Origin of the sequence: Nostoc sp. (assembly GCF_036919555.1) — a bacterium.
Taxonomy (GTDB): Bacteria; Cyanobacteriota; Cyanobacteriia; order Cyanobacteriales; family Nostocaceae; genus Nostoc.
This window is the reverse complement of the sequence record NZ_JBALCS010000093.1, coordinates 82,029-99,698: the sequence shown is the minus strand read 5'-3', so window position 1 is coordinate 99,698 and position 17,670 is coordinate 82,029. Positions and strand designations below refer to the sequence as shown.

Genomic DNA, 17,670 nt, shown 5'->3' with positions numbered 1-17,670 from the left:
TTACAGCAGTTTTAATTTATACCAAATCTGTCGTAGGGAACATTGCTGTGCCTTCCAGCGTGGTCTATTTACCTGAAAATAGCTATAAGAAAACAAAGGTGAAGTTTCCCGTTTCTTAGCAGGTAAGTGGAATGTCTCCAAAGCAACTTAATTTACAATACTAAGCAGTTGCCGTTCTTTTGGCTACTTGCAATGAAATTTCGACTGAAGAGACTTTCACGGAAGAAACAACAGCGTCAGATCCCACTGATTCAGATTCAAGTTCGAGATGGGAAATTTGAGATTATGGGCATGGCTGCATGGTATTCCTACTGGCGCGATCCCTATCATCTGCTGCTAACGATTCCCTGGACTGCCTTTCTGATTCTGATTTGTACTTTCTATGTAACTATTAATGCTCTATTTGCCCTAGCTTACTTGATAGGAGGAGATTGTATTGCCAACGCCCGACCTGGCTCTTTTTTAGATGTCTTTTTCTTTAGCGTCCAAACCCTAGCATCCATCGGCTATGGGGCAATGTATCCTAAAACAACTTACGCCAACATTATTGTCACCATTGAAGCAATGATCGGTTTGATGGGAATTGCTGTGATCACGGGACTAGCGTTTGCTCGATTCTCCCGACCCACAGCCCGTGTGGTCTTTAGCCGTGTTGCTGTAATTACACCTCATAATGCGATGCCGACTCTCATATTTCGCAGTGCTAATAAGCGTCGCAATATAATTCTGGAGGCGCAGATGCGAGTCTACTTGATGCGCGACGAAATAACCCTAGAAGGGCAGTTCATCCGTCGGTTCTATGATCTCAAACTGCTAACTAACCAAACACCTAGTTTCACGTTAAGCTGGTCAGTGATGCATGTCATTGATGAGTTTAGTCCTCTATATGGGATGACACCAGAATCCTTAACCCAGACAAATACTATTCTGATCATCTCTTTGAGTGGCCTTGATGAAACGGTTGCACAGGTCGTCCATGCGCGTCATACTTATGGTGCTAATGATATTTTATGGAACAATCAATTTGTCGATATCTTCCACCACACACCCGATGGACATCGCTACATTGATTACAACCGCTTCCACGATGTTTTCCCTTTAGATGAAAAGAGTTGAAATGCCTGAAAGTTACTCGGAAGTTTGATTGAGTGGTGATTGTAAGGGTTTAACCACAACCCGACCATTTTCAACTACAGTGCAATTTTTAACCATGCTCTTGCTGTGGTTAACTGGCATATCCTGGCACTGGTTTTGGAGGCAAATATTTTGATTTTGCTCTTGTTGTTGGTTCAGGATGACAACACAACTGGCACCAGAGGAGAAGGACATATAACATATTTTGATCTCTATATCTATTATCGCTCTACTGATGCTGTTTGGCTCAAAAATTTGCTAACCATGTATTTTGATAATTCAGAACAATAAGTAGGGGATACATCGTTCACAGTCTCCGACTGGGAATACCTATTTTGAGGCTCCGCCTCCCTGACTCACGGCAGCAGCCCAATGAGGAGCATTTTCAGCCAGAGGCTAGAAACGAGGTTTTAAAGGGATTTAAGCTGAGGTTGACAGAAAAGTACAGATGTGACTTTGTGTCAATCCAGAAATTTAATTCAGTGCCGGTTATTGTGTATGTGCGAAACTATGGATGTAAGTACTTGCTTTCTTGTGCTTATAGCCTGTGTAAACAGGAAAGCGGTTATAGATCCCGCCCCGCTTTCCTCCTCGCCCAAACTTTTTTGGCAGGGTTAGAAAGTGGGTTTTTCTAATGAAAAAATTTTTGAGATACCTGGGTTTAGGTTTTCTATCTACGTTTTTGACTGCTACTCCCGGATTAGGAGCTGAACGCATTAGCTTTTATTACCCTCCCTTCGGCGAATTCTACTTATCCGTGGACTCGCTAGAAACTTTTGCTAAAGAAGGCAAAATCGATCAAGACTTTTCATTTTATGCTAATCGTGCTACTCCTCAACAACTCGCTCAACTGCGGGATCTACTCCAGCAACGCTTCAATGTCACTCCTACACTAGTATCTCAAGTTACCTACTCACCTGTAGGCGAGCAAGTGATGGAACAGCTGGGAGAATTACTCCTCACTGAGTCTCGAAAGAACGGCTTCTATGCCATACGTGCCTCTTTGATTTTGGCTGCTGCTGATCAAAACGGCTTAACAGTTGTAAATTTGCTGCGGAAATTTCCTAGCAATACTATACGGGTGAATTTTAAACAGGGTTTAAGCATAGTTGATGACTTGTCACAATTGCTGAAAAAAAAGGATGAAGTTTTTGCCTCTCTTCAAAAAGAAGCGATCGCACAAGCAGCAAATTCAACAATTGACTTCTCCAAAGAACGAGATTTGCGATCGCCAGGAAAATTCCACTGGCAGAAAAAAACCTTCGAGCTAAATGACGTTTCTCGCGATCGCCGTCTCCCGGTAGATATCTATTTACCTGAAGGAGGTTCACAAAGCCAAGGAGAAGCGCCATTTCCCCTTGTTGTCATTTCTCACGGTCTTGCTTCAGACCGCTCTAGCTTTGTCTACCTGGCTGAACATTTAGCATCTTATGGTTTTGCTGTTGCTGTACTGGAACACCCTGGTAGTAATGCCAAACGCTTTCAGGAATACTTTGCGGGTTTAGCAGGACCACCAGAACCAGCGGAATTTATCAACCGACCTTTGGATATCAAGTATCTACTCGATGAACTCCAGCGTCTAGAAAAATCTGATCCTACCCTCCAAGGAAAACTCAATTTTCAGCAAGTTGGGGCGATTGGTCAGTCCTTTGGCGGTTATACTGTTTTGACTCTAGCAGGAGCAAATATTGACTTTAACCAACTCCGCCGAGACTGTAATGCCAATTATTCATCCTTTAATTTGTCGCTCTTATTGCAGTGTGAAGCAAGTAAGTTACCCATAAAAAATTACGAACTTAAAGATGATCGCATCAAAGCAATCATTGCAATTAATCCGATTGACAGCTTAATTTTGGGTCAGGGCGAAGTCAGTCAAATTAAAATTCCCATAATGTTGGTAGCAGGTAGTCAAGATATTTTCGCTCCACCCGTATTTGAGCAAATTCGCCCCTTCACCTGGCTTTCTGATCCCAATAAATATCTAGCTTTGATCGAAAACGCCACCCATTTTTCAGCGATCGCTGAATCTAATTCTCAAAACGACGCCTTACCTGTGCCACGCGCTTTGCTGGGTCCCGATTCTGCTGCTGTTTATTCCTATCTCAACGCCCTCAGCGTCGCTTTTTTAGAAACCCATCTCCTGAAGCGCCCTGAATACCGTTTCTATTTGCAGCCATCCTACGCCATATTTATCAGTAAAGAGCCGCTTAATCTCAGTCTTTTACAATCGTTGTCAGCAGAGCAATTCAATCAAATTTGGAATGGGTCAATTCCCCAGTCAGTCAAACCATCAAATCTTCAACCTACCCCTACCCCTACCCATCTGTAAGATGTTGAGGTAAAGGGGTTTTTGTCAATCAGTTAAAATACCCAAAAATTTTTAATAGAAATGATAATCGTGCGGAGGTAGAGTGGGAAAAGAGCAGCATCACTAGCCTATTACCTCTATTTTTGATTATTATTATCTTTAAAGTGTTTGATAACTTAAATAGGGAATGAAAAAGTAAAGCTCACCAAGCCCTTCGGGCAGAGAACAGAGAACAGCAAGAAAAACCTGCCCGAATATTGGGTCTGAGATGTACTTGTTAAGAGCAAGACCCCTTGTGAGCGGTCTTTCAACTCAGCATTCTTCATCACCATTTCCAAGCGACCAAAACAAAACTCTGACCACGCACAAGGGGAAAACGTTGACTGTAACGCAGTTGGTGAAATTTTGTAAATAATTGGCTAACTCTGCATAAAACTTATGAGCGGAACTGATAACTCAATAGACACTGCGCTGTCGAATTATCAGGCAGGACTTTTTTATGAACTTTTGTAAAGAATTAGCTGGCTCTGCATAAAACTTGTACGCCCACCGTAAAGTAAGCAGGTACTACCTTGAGCAACTTCAATAGTAAACAAGTAATGATTGTAGGTGAAAGTTCAACATGAAAAAATTGTTTGCATTAATTGAAAAAGAATCAGCCAAATTTGCTCAGTTACCCTTCTTTAAGTTTTTAGGAAATAAGAGCATTGATGTTATACAAAGATTATCTTTTGCTCCTTGTTTTGCACTTTTTGTAATGGGATATGGAGATTTAAACAAGTTTGTTTGCTTAGAACAACCAACAGTTAACCCAATTCCAGATGTTGTTAACAACCAAATCCGTGAAGAAGAGAATCATGGGATATGGGTTTTAAAAAATTTAGAAGACTTGAATTTTAACCTATTTTTAAATATTACTGACTCTTTAAAAATTAATTTTAGTGATCAGACAGGGATTTTTAGACAAATAATTTATGAACTATATCGGCGAACTTTTCAAGTTAATCCCATTTATAAGCTAGTAGCTATTGAGTCGATAGAATCGATCTCGAATATTTTTTTATCAATAACTGCACCAATCACTCAAAAATTAAAATTTCTTACTAATCGAGAGTATACGTATTTTAGAAATCCTCATTTACTCGCTGAAAATGACCACAATGTTCATTCTCATCAAAGAAAAGAATTTATTGCAAGTATGCATTTAGCAGAAGATATTTGCAAGCAGGCCGGTGAATTAGTTATTGAAGAAGAATTCAGAAGCGGAGCCGGAGCAGGGCGAAAGCTCCGGTCAGAATCAATCAGTGGGGGATTCAGACCCGCCACTTTCTTGTTGACAACCAAATTTTCAATTTGGTGGGAGTGCAAAAACGCCGCTTATTCATGCGCCACTCGTACAGAATTCAGAATTAATTCTGACTCCTGACTCCTGAATTCTGTTTGATAAAATTTTTGAACTATTTACAGCCTTAGTAGATGTGCTTATTAATTTTGCTGAAGAATATAAGATTAAACAATTAATTATTAAATCGGAGGCGGAGTAGCTCTGACTCCGCTCCCGCAGTTGCCTACAAATCTGTTAGCAACCTTGCTTTTCTCAGAATAAATGTTAGTAGGGTTTCTTTTTTGGAAATGATTTCAGCTGTAACTTCCATTCCTGCTTTAAGAGGATAGGATTTATCGCCCTTTTTTAAATAAAGTTTCTCTGCCTCAATTGTCACGTCATAGTAAGGCGCAATTGGAATATTACCATTACCTTGAGATGTAATTGCGTCGGCACTAATATCTCTAACAGCACCTTCGAGGATGCCATAATCTGGGTACGGATACGCAGAAATCCGCATTTTTACTTCCCCATCTGGACACTTCCTTACTTGTACGACTTTACACACCTTCACTTTAGTAATATCCGAAGCTAAAACATGGGCTTTGATCACCAGAGGGGCTTTGTTGGGAGCAATTTGAGCGATCGCATCCCCAGGACGCACAACTTGCCCAGCATTTCTTAATTCTAGTTTGAGGATAGTACCTGCCTCTGAGGTACGAATTACAGTTTTTTGCAGATCCGTAAAAGTTTGTTTAAGTTCTTGTTGAGAGCTACTAATTTGGTTTTGGATTTCAACTTGACGCCTGATGATTTCCTCTTCTTCTTTGTTCAATTGAGCGAGGGTAGACTGACCCTTTGTCAATTCTTGAGCAATGCGTTCTTGGGCGATCGCCACATTAGCATTACTAGGATTCAGTCCAGCTTTAGCATTTTCGAGTCTAGCAGTAGCAGCTTTAAAAGCTTGTTCTTTTTCTTTAATTTCGAGAGTAGCGATCGCCCCTGTATTTCCCAGCTGCTCATATCCCTTCAGTTGCTGTCTAGCTAATTCAAGAGAGGCTTCTAATTCTTGTACTTCCGTCTGAGTAGTGATTTGCTTATCTTGATAGTCTCTTTTGTTGCGACTGAAGTCTGCTTTTGCGGATGCGATCGCCTGTTGCATTGCATTGGACTCAGCAGCCATTTGAGCTTTTAGCGCTTTGAGTTGTGCATCGATTTGCGATCGTTGTAACTGATTCTGCTGAATACTTCCGAGTATTTGGCTTTTTTTAGTTTGCAATTGGGAGTTGTCGATCAGTGCGATCGTATCTCCCTTTTTCACAACTTGATTTTCTTTCACTTTAATACTTATGATTGTTCCCTCGGCTGCTGCTTGCACTAACCGTATTTCTCCGGTTGGGCGGACGGTAGCATCAGCTTTCACTATTATGTTGTATTGAATGACACTAGCAAGTCCGAAGGCAGTGCCAACACTTCCAATTAAAAATATCCCTCCTAACCTTGTCCATATGCTGACTGGCGGAAGATATTCGTCGTTTTCGACTATGCGAAGAAAGTCTGCTTGGGGGTCAATGAGCATGAACTCTAAAAAACATTTTGTTTGTGTAAATAATCTAGCAAAAAAATCTACCTAGCGTTAGCGTGAAGATCAAGATTTAGGGATATCCAAAAAATAAAAGCTCTCTTCTGTTTCAATTATTTTTTTGATAAAACTCCCATAATTTTGGCGTTTTCGCCCTCCACGGCGAAAGCGAAGGCTTTTGCTTTGATTACTGATAAGTGCCTTGCCTGGATGTATTTAGTATGTAAATACAAGGTTTATATACTGTTAAGTTTAAATAACAATTAGCGCATTTTAGTACGAACACCAAATCTTTATAATTTTTGTCTAAAATTTTATCTCTTCTTTATTTATTTACAAAAGTTTTGTATGATGAATCAAGCCTTTTTTCCAATTAATCAATAATTAAGCAAACTTAAGCGTTTTTATATTAAAAGAAATTATATAAGATCAATTTAGCGATGTATATAATGACCTGATAAAAAACATTCTTACATAAAGATACTTAGCCAAAAATGCAGAATCCCAGTTTTGAGTTTGATCAAATTCTTTAAGTGCCATTGGTATAAAATGTTATTCATTTACTTTACTATATCTTTAAATAATCTTTAAATATGGGCATTATCGTTATTTCATCAGCATTAATACGCAATAAGCTTAAATTATACATTTTGTGGCAATATTAAGCTTTTTGATCGCCATATTTATATCAATGTATATTTACACCTGCGATTTTTTGAGAAATAAAAACTTATTTTGAATCAAGAATTTGTATAAACAATAACTATGTAGTATCTTGGCTAAAGAGGTGTAATACATATTTCTTAAAAAAATAGTTACTTGACCTTTAGAACAAGAGTCGTATAATACATTTAGAGACACGAAAAAAGTAACTAAATATACGATTTATATTGATATTTATTACTTTTGAGTGACATGACTTTAATCCCAACAATCAAGCGAGAACTAAAATTATGCAAAGCACATTGTTCACGACATTAACCGCCAACGAAGAAGCCAATCTGTCTGGTGGTAACAAGAAAAAGACAACAAAGCCATCTACTAAAGTTAACTCCATACTTGCTAATCTTGCCGTTGCTTCGAGCGCAATTAATCAAGTAGGTGTTGGCGGCGACGGCGGCACGGCTGGTAAGATCAGTATAGGTGGCGGCAGTGCACCGGTAGTGCTTGTTAAGTCTCCTGTTAGTGCAGATGCAAACGGTGGAAGCGTAACTAACAACGCAACTTCCAACCCAGTTGCAGTTAATGCGCCTTAGTGCGCCTGTTTAGATTAAAGTATTACGTGCCGCTGATGTAGCGTCGCTTCTTTTCAAGTATCAAACTAAGTGAGAACTAAGATTATGCAAAACACATTGTTCACGACATTAACCGCCAACGAAGAAGCCAATCTGTCTGGTGGTAACACCAAGAAAGACTATGAGGCAATCGTCAACGCTGCCGTTGCTGCAAGCACAATTAATCAAGTAGGTGTTGGTGGCGACGGCGGCAAGGCTGGTAATATCACTATAGGCGGCAAAAAAGTACCAGCAGTGCTTGTTAAATCTCCTGTTAGCGCAAATGCAAACGGTGGAAGCGTAACTAACAACGCTACTTCCAACCCAGTTGCAGTTAATGCGCCGTAGTGCGCCTGGTTAGGTAAAAGTATTACGTGGCGCTAATGTAGCGCCGCTTTTTTTCAAGTATAAAACTAAGTGAGAACTAAGATTATGCAAAGCACATTGTTCACAACATTAACCCCTAACGAAGAAGCCAATCTGTCTGGTGGTAACAAGAAGACGGACTATTATAAGGCAATCTTCAACGCTGCCCTTGCTTCGAGCACAATTAATCAAGTAGGTGTTGGTGGCGACGGTGGCACGGCTGGTAATATCACTATAGGCGGCGGCAGCGCACCGGTTGTGATCGTTAAGTCTCCTATTAGCGCAAATGCAAATGGTGGAAACGTAACTAACAACGCTACTGCAAATCCAGTTGCAGTTAATGCACCTAATTAGGTTAAAGTATTACCTGGGGCTGATGTAGCACCGATTCTTTTGAAGTACCAAACTAAGTGAGAACTAAGATTATGCAAAGCACATTGTTCACGACATTAACCGCTAACGAAGAAGCCAATCTGTCTGGTGGTAACAAGAAATATGAGTCAATGCTCAACTTGGCCTTAGCTTTGAGCAAAATTAATCAAGTAGGTATTGGCGGTGACGGCGGCAAGGCTGGTAATATCAGCATAACCGGTGGCAGTGCACCGGTAGTGATCGTTAAGTCTCCTATTAGCGCAGATGCAAATGGTGGAAGCGTAACTAACAACGCTACTGCAAACCCAGTTGGAGTTAATGCACCTGGGTAGGTTAAAGTATTACCTGGGGCTGATGTAGCACCGCTTCTTTTCAAGTACCAAACTAAGTGAGAACTAAGATTATGCAAAGCACATTGTTCACGACATTAACCGCCAACGAAGAAGCCAATCTGTCTGGTGGTAACAAGCCAAAGAAAGACTATAAGTCATACCTCAACCTTGCCTTAGCTTTGAGCAAAATTAATCAAGTAGGTGTTGGCGGTGACGGCGGCACGGCTGGTAAGATCACCATAACCGGCGGCAGTGCACCGGTTGTGATCGTTAAGTCTCCTATTAGCGCAGATGCAAATGGTGGAAGCGTAACTAACAATGGTACTTCCAACCCAACTGCAGTTAATGCACCTTAATGCGCCTGATTTAGGTAAGATTATGAGGTTTAGTATAGCGGCAATAGTAAACGTAAAGACACGTTAACCGCGCCTTTACGCAAATGAAGCACCGCACGTTAACAATTTACTCTGTTTACCCAGATTAAGCTGTTGTTGCACGGCAATCAATTGCTAATTGACCTAACCCTATCAAGTGATTAGCTCTTTACTTGAATTTGACTAATCCTAACATAGGTTTACTGCTAGCCGCCTACTTTTCTTCAATAAACTTAACGAAATCATATTGATGGTTGCCCAATAGCAACCGTCAATAACATCATCGATATCAATGGCGCTTTTCCCTAAAGTTACTATTGACCCTTGAGCAATCAAATAGCGAAACAAGCGCTAACTGAGAAATCCACCATACTCGATCTTTAATCCCAGTCAAATTTGTATAAAGTTCAAAACTTAATAATTAGCAACTTGGGTTAACTAAAATCATGAAAAGCACTCAAATCTCCTCAATGTTTATGTTCATGACTGAAACTGAAGAAGCAAGCCTGTGTGGTGGTAGCACCGCCGTAGCAGTTTCTAATGAGACTGGGACTATTACTAAAGTCAAAGCATCACTTGCGAAAGCAGCAGTAAAGAAACAACCTGCGAAAAAAGCTTTTAAATCAACATCAACTACAAAAGTTGTGAAAAATATCAAAGGAGGAGCAATTCCACCGGAAGTACTATCACCAGACTTCCTATCAATTTTTGGTTTGTCTTGATTGGTATGATAGTTAAACTAAACTGGTTGGTCAAATTTTTAACCACGCAGGGATTAAACCCTGCTATTTTTTTGGGTTTTGTCACCATGTTATTGGGTACTGGAGTCTGATATGAAATACCAAGTTGTTACACAACATAGTGAAGAAGATTGTGGAGCTGCTTGTCTTGCTTCCGTTGCCAAACATTATCGGCGTAACTTTACATTAAATCGCATCCGGGAAGCGGTAGGTACTGGGCAATTAGGAACAACATTGTTGGGATTGAGGCGGGGTGCTGAGGCACTTGGTTTTAATGCGCGTTCGGTCAGGGCATCAAAAGAAATATTAGATCGAATGAACCAAGCACCACTGCCAGCAATCATTCACTGGAAAGGCTACCACTGGGTTGTTTTGTATGGTCAGAAAGGCAAGAAATATATAGTTGCCGACCCAGCAGCTAATATCCGTTATATCTCTAGAAAAGAATTAACGGAGGCTTGGTCAGATCAAGTGATGCTTTTACTAGAGCCAGATTCGGTTCGCTTTTATGCTCAACCGGATGATAAAGTTAACGGTCTTTGGCGCTTTGCGCGGCGTGCATTGCCTTATGGAGGCATAATATTCGAGGCTTTTCTCTGCGCTGTAGTTATTGGTCTGCTTTCGTTAACATCTCCTTTCCTGCTTCAAATTTTAACGGATGATGTACTAGTTCGAGGTGATACCAAGCTTCTTGGTGGTGTGATTATTGCGGTTGTGGTGATGAATTTGGTGTCAAGTAGTCTGCAACTAGTTCAATCTAACCTGATTGCCAATTTTGCCCAACGGCTTGAGTTAGGGCTAGTTCTAGAATTTGCCAGAACAATCCTACGGTTGCCTCTGAGTTACTATGAATCACGTCGCAGTGGCGAGATTGTTAGTAGATTGCAAGATATTCAACAAATTAATCAGCTAGTTTCTCAAGCAGTTATCAGTCTGCCTAGCAGCTTTTTTATCGGACTGATTTCTTTGGGTTTCATGGTATTCTATAGCTGGAAACTCACCTTTGTTGCCGTCGTTGTTGCTATTGTCATGAGTTTATCTACGGTGGTTTTCCTGCCTACACTTCAACAAAAAATCAGAAGTATATTGGTCTTAGACGCGGAAAACCAGGGCGTTCTCGTTGAAAGCTTTAAAGGAGCGCTGACACTCAAAACTACTACTGCTGGTCCTCAATTTTGGGAAGAATTTCAGAACAGATTTGGTCGGCTATCAAACCAAACATTTCGCACAATTCAGATTGGAATTATTAACAGCATCTTTTCTGGGCTAGTTTATGCTATTGGCAGTGTTACTTTGATTGGTTTCGGCAGCACCCTAGTTATTAGTAAAGAACTCAGCATCGGTCAACTGCTAGCATTTAACGGGATGAATGGGAATTTTTTGGGATTCATCGGTGCTGTGATTGGATTTATAGATGAATTCATGCGTGCCAAAACTGCCACGGAACGCTTAACAGAAGTTATCGATTCCACACCTGAAACTCAAAGCGATAGTAGCAAACCCTTTGCTAAAATTCCCAGTAATGCAGATATTATTTGCACAAACCTAAATTTTCACTACGCCGGTAGGCTAGAGCTACTGGAAGATTTTTCCCTCACGATTCCTGGCGGTAAAGTTATTTCCCTAATTGGTACATCTGGCTGTGGAAAAAGTTCTTTTGCTAAAATGATAGCCGGATTATATACACCTCTTTCTGGCAACATTCGTTTTGGTATTTATAATCTGCAAGACCTAGCCCTCGATTGTTTGCGGCAACAAGTTGCTCTCGTTCCTCAAGATGCTCATTTTTGGAGTCGCTCAATTGTTGAAAACTTTCGGTTAGGTTCTCCTCACGTCACCTTTGAGCAAATTGTCAATGCTTGCCAAATTGCTGAGGCAGACGATTTTATTAGTAAATTACCTGAAAAATATCAAACTGTATTAGGTGAATTTGGGTCAAATATTTCTGGTGGACAACGCCAAAGACTGGCTATAGCAAGAGCGATCGTTAACGATCCACCAGTCCTGATTTTAGATGAATCAACTGCTGGACTCGATCCAGTTAGTGAAGCTCAAGTTTTAGATCAACTGTTGTTGCACCGCAAAGGTAAAACCACGATCCTGATTAGCCACCGTCCTAGAGTAATTACCCGTGCTGATTGGATTGTGTTGCTTAATCAAGGCAAATTACAAATTCAGGGGACTGTGGAAGATTTGCGTGCCCAACCGGGAAACCATTTAGACTTTTTAACTCCTTAATTAAAGGGCTAATTTTTCATCGTATCTGGAAAACGAGACTTGGAATTTTTCCCCTTCCTGATACGGGAAGAGGGTTAGGGTATTAGCTTTTCGTGGGCTTTTCCATACAACGTGAAAAGTCATAATTAAGCGGCAGGGCTATTTCGGTCTACACATAAACACATAGTTTGATTTATTCTTACCCACTTACTTACTCGTAGTTTTAGCTAGAGCAATCTTATTTGATTCGTGAAGATTGAAAGCTTTAGATCCTTGACTTCTTAGAGAAGTCGGGGGTCTTTTTGTTCATGAATGATTTAAGTTTGGTATCCACCAGCCAAGTCTCAAGCATTTCCTTGATGAACTCAAAGCTAAAGCTTAACAAGTTACCATTTTTACTAAAGTTTTAGCAGATATAAACATCCCGTCATAATTTCGATTAAAGACAATAATTTAACTCTCTTCTATTCTTTTAAAAATTAGAAATCAGAAACCTTGATTTTAAATAATTACGTAAATATACTTATGCGATTCTGGGAAATAGCTGAAAAACCTAAGTGTTACAACCATAAACCAAAACCTATATGTCTTTTTTATTTCTTAGCTATGACTTAGAAATCACAATTTCCCAAAATATGGGTTAATTGTCAGGAAATTGAGATATTTGTACTGAGATATTCATAAAAACTTATTTAATAAAATCTTTTCCATATATATACTTGTGTTAATAAGTATTAAGAAATCCTGATTAAAGAATATTGCAATACCTTGATTTAATTGCTAACGTGTGTATGACAACGATGCTGATGAGCGCTCGGATCTAGGAGAAGTAAAATCTATGAGCTATATGCGTTCAGCCAAGTATGTTAGGTTTTGATGGGTTAAAAAGGAGAAATTTCTGCCTCGTATAGACAATTATGAGGGATTGCAGATTAACCAAGAAATATCTCGTTGCGAAAGGCTTAATTTCAGTTTGATTTCAATTGCAATTGATTATTTGTCTTACCTTGTGCCGATAAGCGAGTAGCTGTGATTATGTCAGTCGGCAATAACGAAGAGTTTGGTAAGACTTAAATTTTGGAGGATAAAACCAATGGAGATTCAAGGCAAAGTAGCCCTAATTACAGGCGCTTCCCGTGGGATTGGACGAGCGATCGCCCTCGAACTGGCACAATTAGGCATCAAGCGGCTGATATTGGTAGCACGCCATCGCCAAAAGTTAGTTGAGGTAGCTAATGAAATCGAGGCAATGGGTACAGAAACTGCGATCGTGGCATTAGATTTGACGCAGACAATTGAAGTCAATATCGCTGTTGCCCAACTGTGGCGCAATTACGGACAGATTCACCTGCTAGTTAATTGTGCGGGAGTCGCATACCAAAGCTCGTTTTTGCAATCTAAAATGCCCCAAGTTCAAGAAGAACTCTCTGTGAACTTGTTCGGAATGTATAACCTGACTAGTCTGATCGCTCGACGCATGGCCAGCCAAAGACAAGGAACTATTGTTAATGTATCGAGTCTGATGGGGAAAGTAGCAGCACCGACGATGGCGACTTACTCAGCTACCAAGTTTGCAATTTTGGGATTTACCCAAGCCTTGCGGCGCGAACTAGCTGACTATAATATCCGCGTGATCGCATTACTGCCTTCCCTCACAGACACAGACATGATGCGCGACTTAAAATTATTTCGCTGGGTGATCCCCATGACTCCCCAGCAAGTGGCGAAAGCACTCGTCACCGGAATGCAAAATGATTCACCAGAAATTTTAGTCGGATGGCAAAGTCATTTAGCCGTGTTGTGTCAACGCCTTGCTCCTTGGTTGTTAGAGCTAATTTTAAAAATAGCAACTCCGCCAGCAGCAAGAAAACAACAGCCTGGTGAAAGACTGAACAAGCTGATCCCGAAACTGAATTTTTTGACGAGAATCCATCGTTTCGGCGATTTGTTCTTGTCAAGAACATGATTTGTTGCGTGTCTGCACATAAATCCTGGTTGTGGCATCAACGCCAGCCAGGATTTGAGTTATTGCCTAGAAAGTGGGTGGTTGAGCAAACTTTTAAACGGGAGTAACCCTATAGCACTGCGTAAAGCCAGTAAAGAATAAAAAAACCACAGCGATAATGCCAGCTACTTTGTGAATGTCAAAGTTCACCCGCTTGGGATGAGCATCAAGCTTAATTTTGAAGCCTGCAATTAGCTTACGCCAACCTGGCCAGAGAACTAAACCTGTGATGGTGAGCATACACATTAGAAAGGCAGCAATGCCAACAAACATAGTTCCGGTTTCACCTGCCATTAGGCTGTAGTGCAGATTAAGGATGACACCAATTAGAGTTTTATCCGATATCCGCTCACCCATAATTGCGCCTGTATAAGGGTTGACAAAAATTTCTGTCCTTTCCTCATCAGCTGATGACAACTGCCCCACGTAGGGAGAAGAAGGAGTATCTGGCAAATAAATACGAAAAAGATGGAGATCGCTTCGCGCGGCATACTTCGCCTCGATTGTATTCAGTACAGACTCTGGGGATAACTGCACCTGTTGGGGAGTAATAATTCCATACTGTTGAGTAATCATAAAGTGGTCAAAATCTTGCTCGAACACCAACAAGCTGCCTGTCAAGCCAACGATAACCAGCACCAGTCCAACAAAAAGACCGATATATTGGTGCAGGTAAAAAACAATATCGCGTAGTTTTTTCCGGTTCATAATCACCACTTTTTAGTTTGATTTTTATCCCCTCATTCCCCCTTTGCACTGGGGAAGAATTGGTTTGTCTTCACCTCAGGTAGAAAACTCTTTTGTTCCCTCATCTTTGCTGTGTCAAAACTGCACAGAAAACGTCCCCAGCACAGTCAACGGTGCACCAGGACGCAGATAGTAGCCCTGAGAATCGTAATACTGTGTATCAAAAAGATTCTTAAAGTTCAGCCCCACCCTCCAGTTATCCCGTTTGTAAAAAATGGTGGCATCAGCACGCACATAGGAGGGAATTTTAAATGTGTTGGGGAGTTCAGCTTCTCTGTCACCTGTATAAAATACTCCCCCACCAAAACCTAATCCTTTCCAATTCCCGTCTTGAATTTCATAAGTTGTCCACAGACTCCCCCCAACACCAGGAGCATTTACCAGGGAGTCGCCCACTGGTAGAGTATTATCTTTACTCACAAAAGCATCGTTGTGGAATAAGGACGCAATCACATTCCAGCCTGTTAGAATCTGCCCAGAAACATCAAATTCCAAACCGCGACTTTTCACTTCTCCAGCCGCAATGGAATAGTCAGAGTTCCCTGGAGTGGGATCGGTTGTAGCGACATTTTCTTTGGTGATATCATAGGCAGCAAAGGTAGCAGATAGCCTGTCTTTAATCAGATCGGCTTTGAGTCCTACTTCATACTGAGTGCCGCGCTCTGGTGGTAGTTGAGTTCCATCTACTGTCCGCGAGTCACTGGGATTAAACGAGCGGCTGTAGCTGGCGTAAATTGAAATCGGTTCAATTGGCTGATAAACAATGCCAACGCGAGGTGAAAATGCTTCATTGTAAAACCGATCAACGCTCTCATCACCAATCTGATTGTTGCCCAAAACATCCAGTGGTTGAATAGTATTTTTACGATTAATAAAGTCATATCTGCCACCCACTAATAGCTTCAGGTTTGGCAGCAGTGTGACTTGATCTTGCAGATAAAAGGCGATCGTGTCGCGACCGTAGCGCTCGCGCTCTGAGGCTTCATCAAACTCTGGTGGCGGGGAAGCACCATACACGGGATTAAACAAATCAATACTGGGAGTGACGGAAGCGCTACTGCGGAGAAAATCGAAGCCCTCGAGGTCTTTATTCCACTCCAATCCCAGCAAAACTTGATGTTGCACAGACCCCGTATTGAAGTTACCGATCAGATCTGTTTGCAGGGAGTAGTTGCGGTAAAGGCTTCTATCTACCGCATACCGCCGTAACACAGTATGACCGTCTGCATCAAGAGAGTCCGGTCGAAACGCTAAGTCATCACCATCGGTCAACTTAACGGAAAAGGCACTGCGGAGGCGCAGGTTTTTGTTAAAACTGTGATTAAGAGTTAAATTAATGATGTGGGATTGAGCCGAGTAATAATCTCCTGGCTCTCCCAAGAAGCGATTAATCGGCACATTGAAAACGTTGGGATCGGGTAGTAAACCGTCGTAGAAAGTGCGATCGGCATTGAGGTATTCATATTGAAACGTTAACGTGGTTGCATCCCCAAGTTTGAACGTGAGTGCAGGGGCGATGCTAAAGACTTTTTCATTCAAAAAGTCAACGAAGCTACCAGAGTTTTCATAGGCAACATTCAAGCGATATAGAATGCTTTTGTCTGAGTTAAGCGGCCCAGAAAAATCGAGCGAAGGACGATAGGTGCTAAAGCTTCCGGCTGTAAATTCAGCAGAGTAATAGGGATAATCGAGTGGTTTTTTGGTGACATAATTCACTACCCCTCCCGGCTCAAACTGCCCATACAGCACGGAAGCTGGACCCTTAAGCACTTCAATCCGCTCAATGTTTGTCGGATTTGTCAGGGTAAAAGAACCCTCAGAGAAAAAACCATCCCTCAAATTGTTGTAGGTTGAAAATCCCCGGATGTTGTAATTGTCTACCAGTCCAGCAAACCCTCCTTGCACAGTTACACCACTGACATTGCGTGCTGCATCACTAATCCTTGTGATTTGCTGATCCTTGATGACTTGTTGAGGAATAACTTGAATTGACTGAGGAATGTCACGTTGAGGAGTATCAGTTCTTGTCGCAGTTGTGCTATCTGGTACGCGATATCCATCTTGCTCACCCGTTACCACCAATTCAATTGGCTGATCACCCGAAGCTGATGGTTGACTTGGTTGTGTCTGGTTCGTTGGCTGTTGTTGTGTTTGGGGTTGCTGCTGTGATGGCGTAGAAGGTGCAGTACTCGCAACAGAGAAGATCAGACCCTCGTCTGGACTATCAAACAACTCGACAGTTGGTACACCCACCTCACCTGTCACTGTCACCCGGATGGTATTGGCATCAAAATTTGTTACCGTTATGTGTCTAATCCCTGCAATTGGCTTTTCTGAGCGGAATGTGAATGCTTCGCCCGATGGTAGGCGCAGTTGAGCATTGGGAATGTCAGTGATAAAATTGCTACCAGCACTGCGATTGACTATTTGTAACTGTTGACCTTTGTTAGTCTGTAAAATCACCTCCACACCTTTGTCGCTGGGATTGGCTTTAACGGATGTCACTCGCACAATTTCCGATAAAGGCGCTGTTTGGAGTGTTGGCGATTGCACTAGCATTTGAGCGCTGGTGATCGGATGCTCTATCTCGCTAAGTTGCCAAATCCTTCCATTCAATTCCAGAGGCTGTACTTTTATTAACAAAGGTAATAATTTAACAGAATTTTCACTAGTGCTATGTATTTGTTGTACCTTCTGTGCAACAGCAGGATTAGTTACAAACAGGCAAACCGAGCTTGTAAGTAACAAAACTTTCATTAATTGCTTTGTCATCAATTCCTCACACAAAACTGTTGCGACTTAATAGTCACAGGGTTTAATCAATTTCATAGATATTTATTGAAAGTTATTATCACAGGTTTACCTTGAATACACAAGCTAGCGCACTAAATATTG

At 41.3% G+C, this 17,670-nt stretch carries 15 protein-coding genes; 12 read left to right on the top strand and 3 right to left on the bottom strand.

Annotation, left to right across the window (positions count from 1 at the left end; all coding sequences use genetic code 11):
• The first annotated feature begins 192 nt into the window (after nucleotides 1–192).
• The 4 genes from V7K36_RS26015 (at nucleotide 193) to V7K36_RS26000 (ending at nucleotide 4,868) form a co-directional block, all read left to right on the top strand.
• Complete coding sequence (locus V7K36_RS26015) at nucleotides 193–1,116, top strand: ion channel (RefSeq protein ID WP_335120574.1); 924 nt, start codon at nucleotides 193–195, stop codon at nucleotides 1,114–1,116.
• A gap of 105 nt (nucleotides 1,117–1,221) precedes the next feature.
• A complete protein-coding gene (locus V7K36_RS26010) occupies nucleotides 1,222–1,425 on the top strand; it encodes a hypothetical protein (protein WP_335120573.1) in 204 nt (67 codons plus the stop codon).
• Nucleotides 1,426–1,768: 343 nt separating this feature from the next.
• The gene (locus V7K36_RS26005; RefSeq protein ID WP_335120572.1) at nucleotides 1,769–3,463 is read left to right on the top strand and encodes an alpha/beta hydrolase; all 1,695 of its coding nucleotides are present in this window, start codon (nucleotides 1,769–1,771) and stop codon (nucleotides 3,461–3,463) included.
• Nucleotides 3,464–4,064: 601 nt separating this feature from the next.
• Complete coding sequence (locus V7K36_RS26000) at nucleotides 4,065–4,868, top strand: hypothetical protein (protein WP_335120571.1); 804 nt, start codon at nucleotides 4,065–4,067, stop codon at nucleotides 4,866–4,868.
• A gap of 142 nt (nucleotides 4,869–5,010) precedes the next feature.
• Here V7K36_RS26000 and V7K36_RS25995 read toward each other — a convergent pair whose 3' ends face one another.
• Nucleotides 5,011–6,345, bottom strand: a complete 1,335-nt coding sequence (locus V7K36_RS25995; RefSeq protein ID WP_335120570.1) for an HlyD family efflux transporter periplasmic adaptor subunit — start codon at nucleotides 6,343–6,345, stop codon at nucleotides 5,011–5,013.
• A gap of 956 nt (nucleotides 6,346–7,301) precedes the next feature.
• Here V7K36_RS25995 and V7K36_RS25990 point away from each other — a divergent pair.
• The 8 genes from V7K36_RS25990 to V7K36_RS25955 all read left to right on the top strand — a co-directional run bounded on the left by V7K36_RS25990 (nucleotide 7,302) and on the right by V7K36_RS25955 (nucleotide 13,989).
• Entirely contained in the window at nucleotides 7,302–7,604 is a 303-nt protein-coding gene (locus tag V7K36_RS25990) for a hypothetical protein (protein WP_334826556.1), read from the top strand.
• Between the two features lie 84 nt (nucleotides 7,605–7,688).
• Nucleotides 7,689–7,970 carry a hypothetical protein gene (locus V7K36_RS25985; RefSeq protein WP_335120569.1) on the top strand — a complete coding sequence of 94 codons (282 nt, stop codon included), beginning with the start codon at nucleotides 7,689–7,691 and terminating at the stop codon, nucleotides 7,968–7,970.
• Nucleotides 7,971–8,054: 84 nt separating this feature from the next.
• On the top strand, nucleotides 8,055–8,342 hold the full coding sequence (locus V7K36_RS25980) for a hypothetical protein (protein ID WP_335120568.1): 288 nt from the start codon (nucleotides 8,055–8,057) through the stop codon (nucleotides 8,340–8,342).
• 71 nt (nucleotides 8,343–8,413) lie between these two features.
• Nucleotides 8,414–8,692 (top strand): hypothetical protein, encoded by a 279-nt coding sequence (locus V7K36_RS25975; RefSeq protein WP_335120567.1) that lies wholly within the window; start codon nucleotides 8,414–8,416, stop codon nucleotides 8,690–8,692.
• Between the two features lie 71 nt (nucleotides 8,693–8,763).
• Entirely contained in the window at nucleotides 8,764–9,048 is a 285-nt protein-coding gene (locus V7K36_RS25970) for a hypothetical protein (RefSeq protein WP_335120566.1), read from the top strand.
• A 464-nt stretch (nucleotides 9,049–9,512) separates the two neighbouring features.
• On the top strand, nucleotides 9,513–9,788 hold the full coding sequence (locus V7K36_RS25965; protein ID WP_335120565.1) for a hypothetical protein: 276 nt from the start codon (nucleotides 9,513–9,515) through the stop codon (nucleotides 9,786–9,788).
• A 111-nt stretch (nucleotides 9,789–9,899) separates the two neighbouring features.
• Nucleotides 9,900–12,044: a peptidase domain-containing ABC transporter gene (locus V7K36_RS25960; protein WP_335120564.1), complete on the top strand. Its 2,145-nt coding sequence runs from the start codon at nucleotides 9,900–9,902 to the stop codon at nucleotides 12,042–12,044.
• Nucleotides 12,045–13,116: 1,072 nt separating this feature from the next.
• Complete coding sequence (locus tag V7K36_RS25955) at nucleotides 13,117–13,989, top strand: SDR family NAD(P)-dependent oxidoreductase (protein WP_335120563.1); 873 nt, start codon at nucleotides 13,117–13,119, stop codon at nucleotides 13,987–13,989.
• A gap of 93 nt (nucleotides 13,990–14,082) precedes the next feature.
• On the opposite strand, the gene V7K36_RS25950 is transcribed toward V7K36_RS25955, so the two are convergent.
• Nucleotides 14,083–14,736: a PepSY-associated TM helix domain-containing protein gene (locus V7K36_RS25950; protein ID WP_335120562.1), complete on the bottom strand. Its 654-nt coding sequence runs from the start codon at nucleotides 14,734–14,736 to the stop codon at nucleotides 14,083–14,085.
• A 114-nt stretch (nucleotides 14,737–14,850) separates the two neighbouring features.
• Nucleotides 14,851–17,547: a TonB-dependent siderophore receptor gene (locus V7K36_RS25945; RefSeq protein ID WP_335120561.1), complete on the bottom strand. Its 2,697-nt coding sequence runs from the start codon at nucleotides 17,545–17,547 to the stop codon at nucleotides 14,851–14,853.
• Nucleotides 17,548–17,670 lie beyond the last annotated feature (123 nt).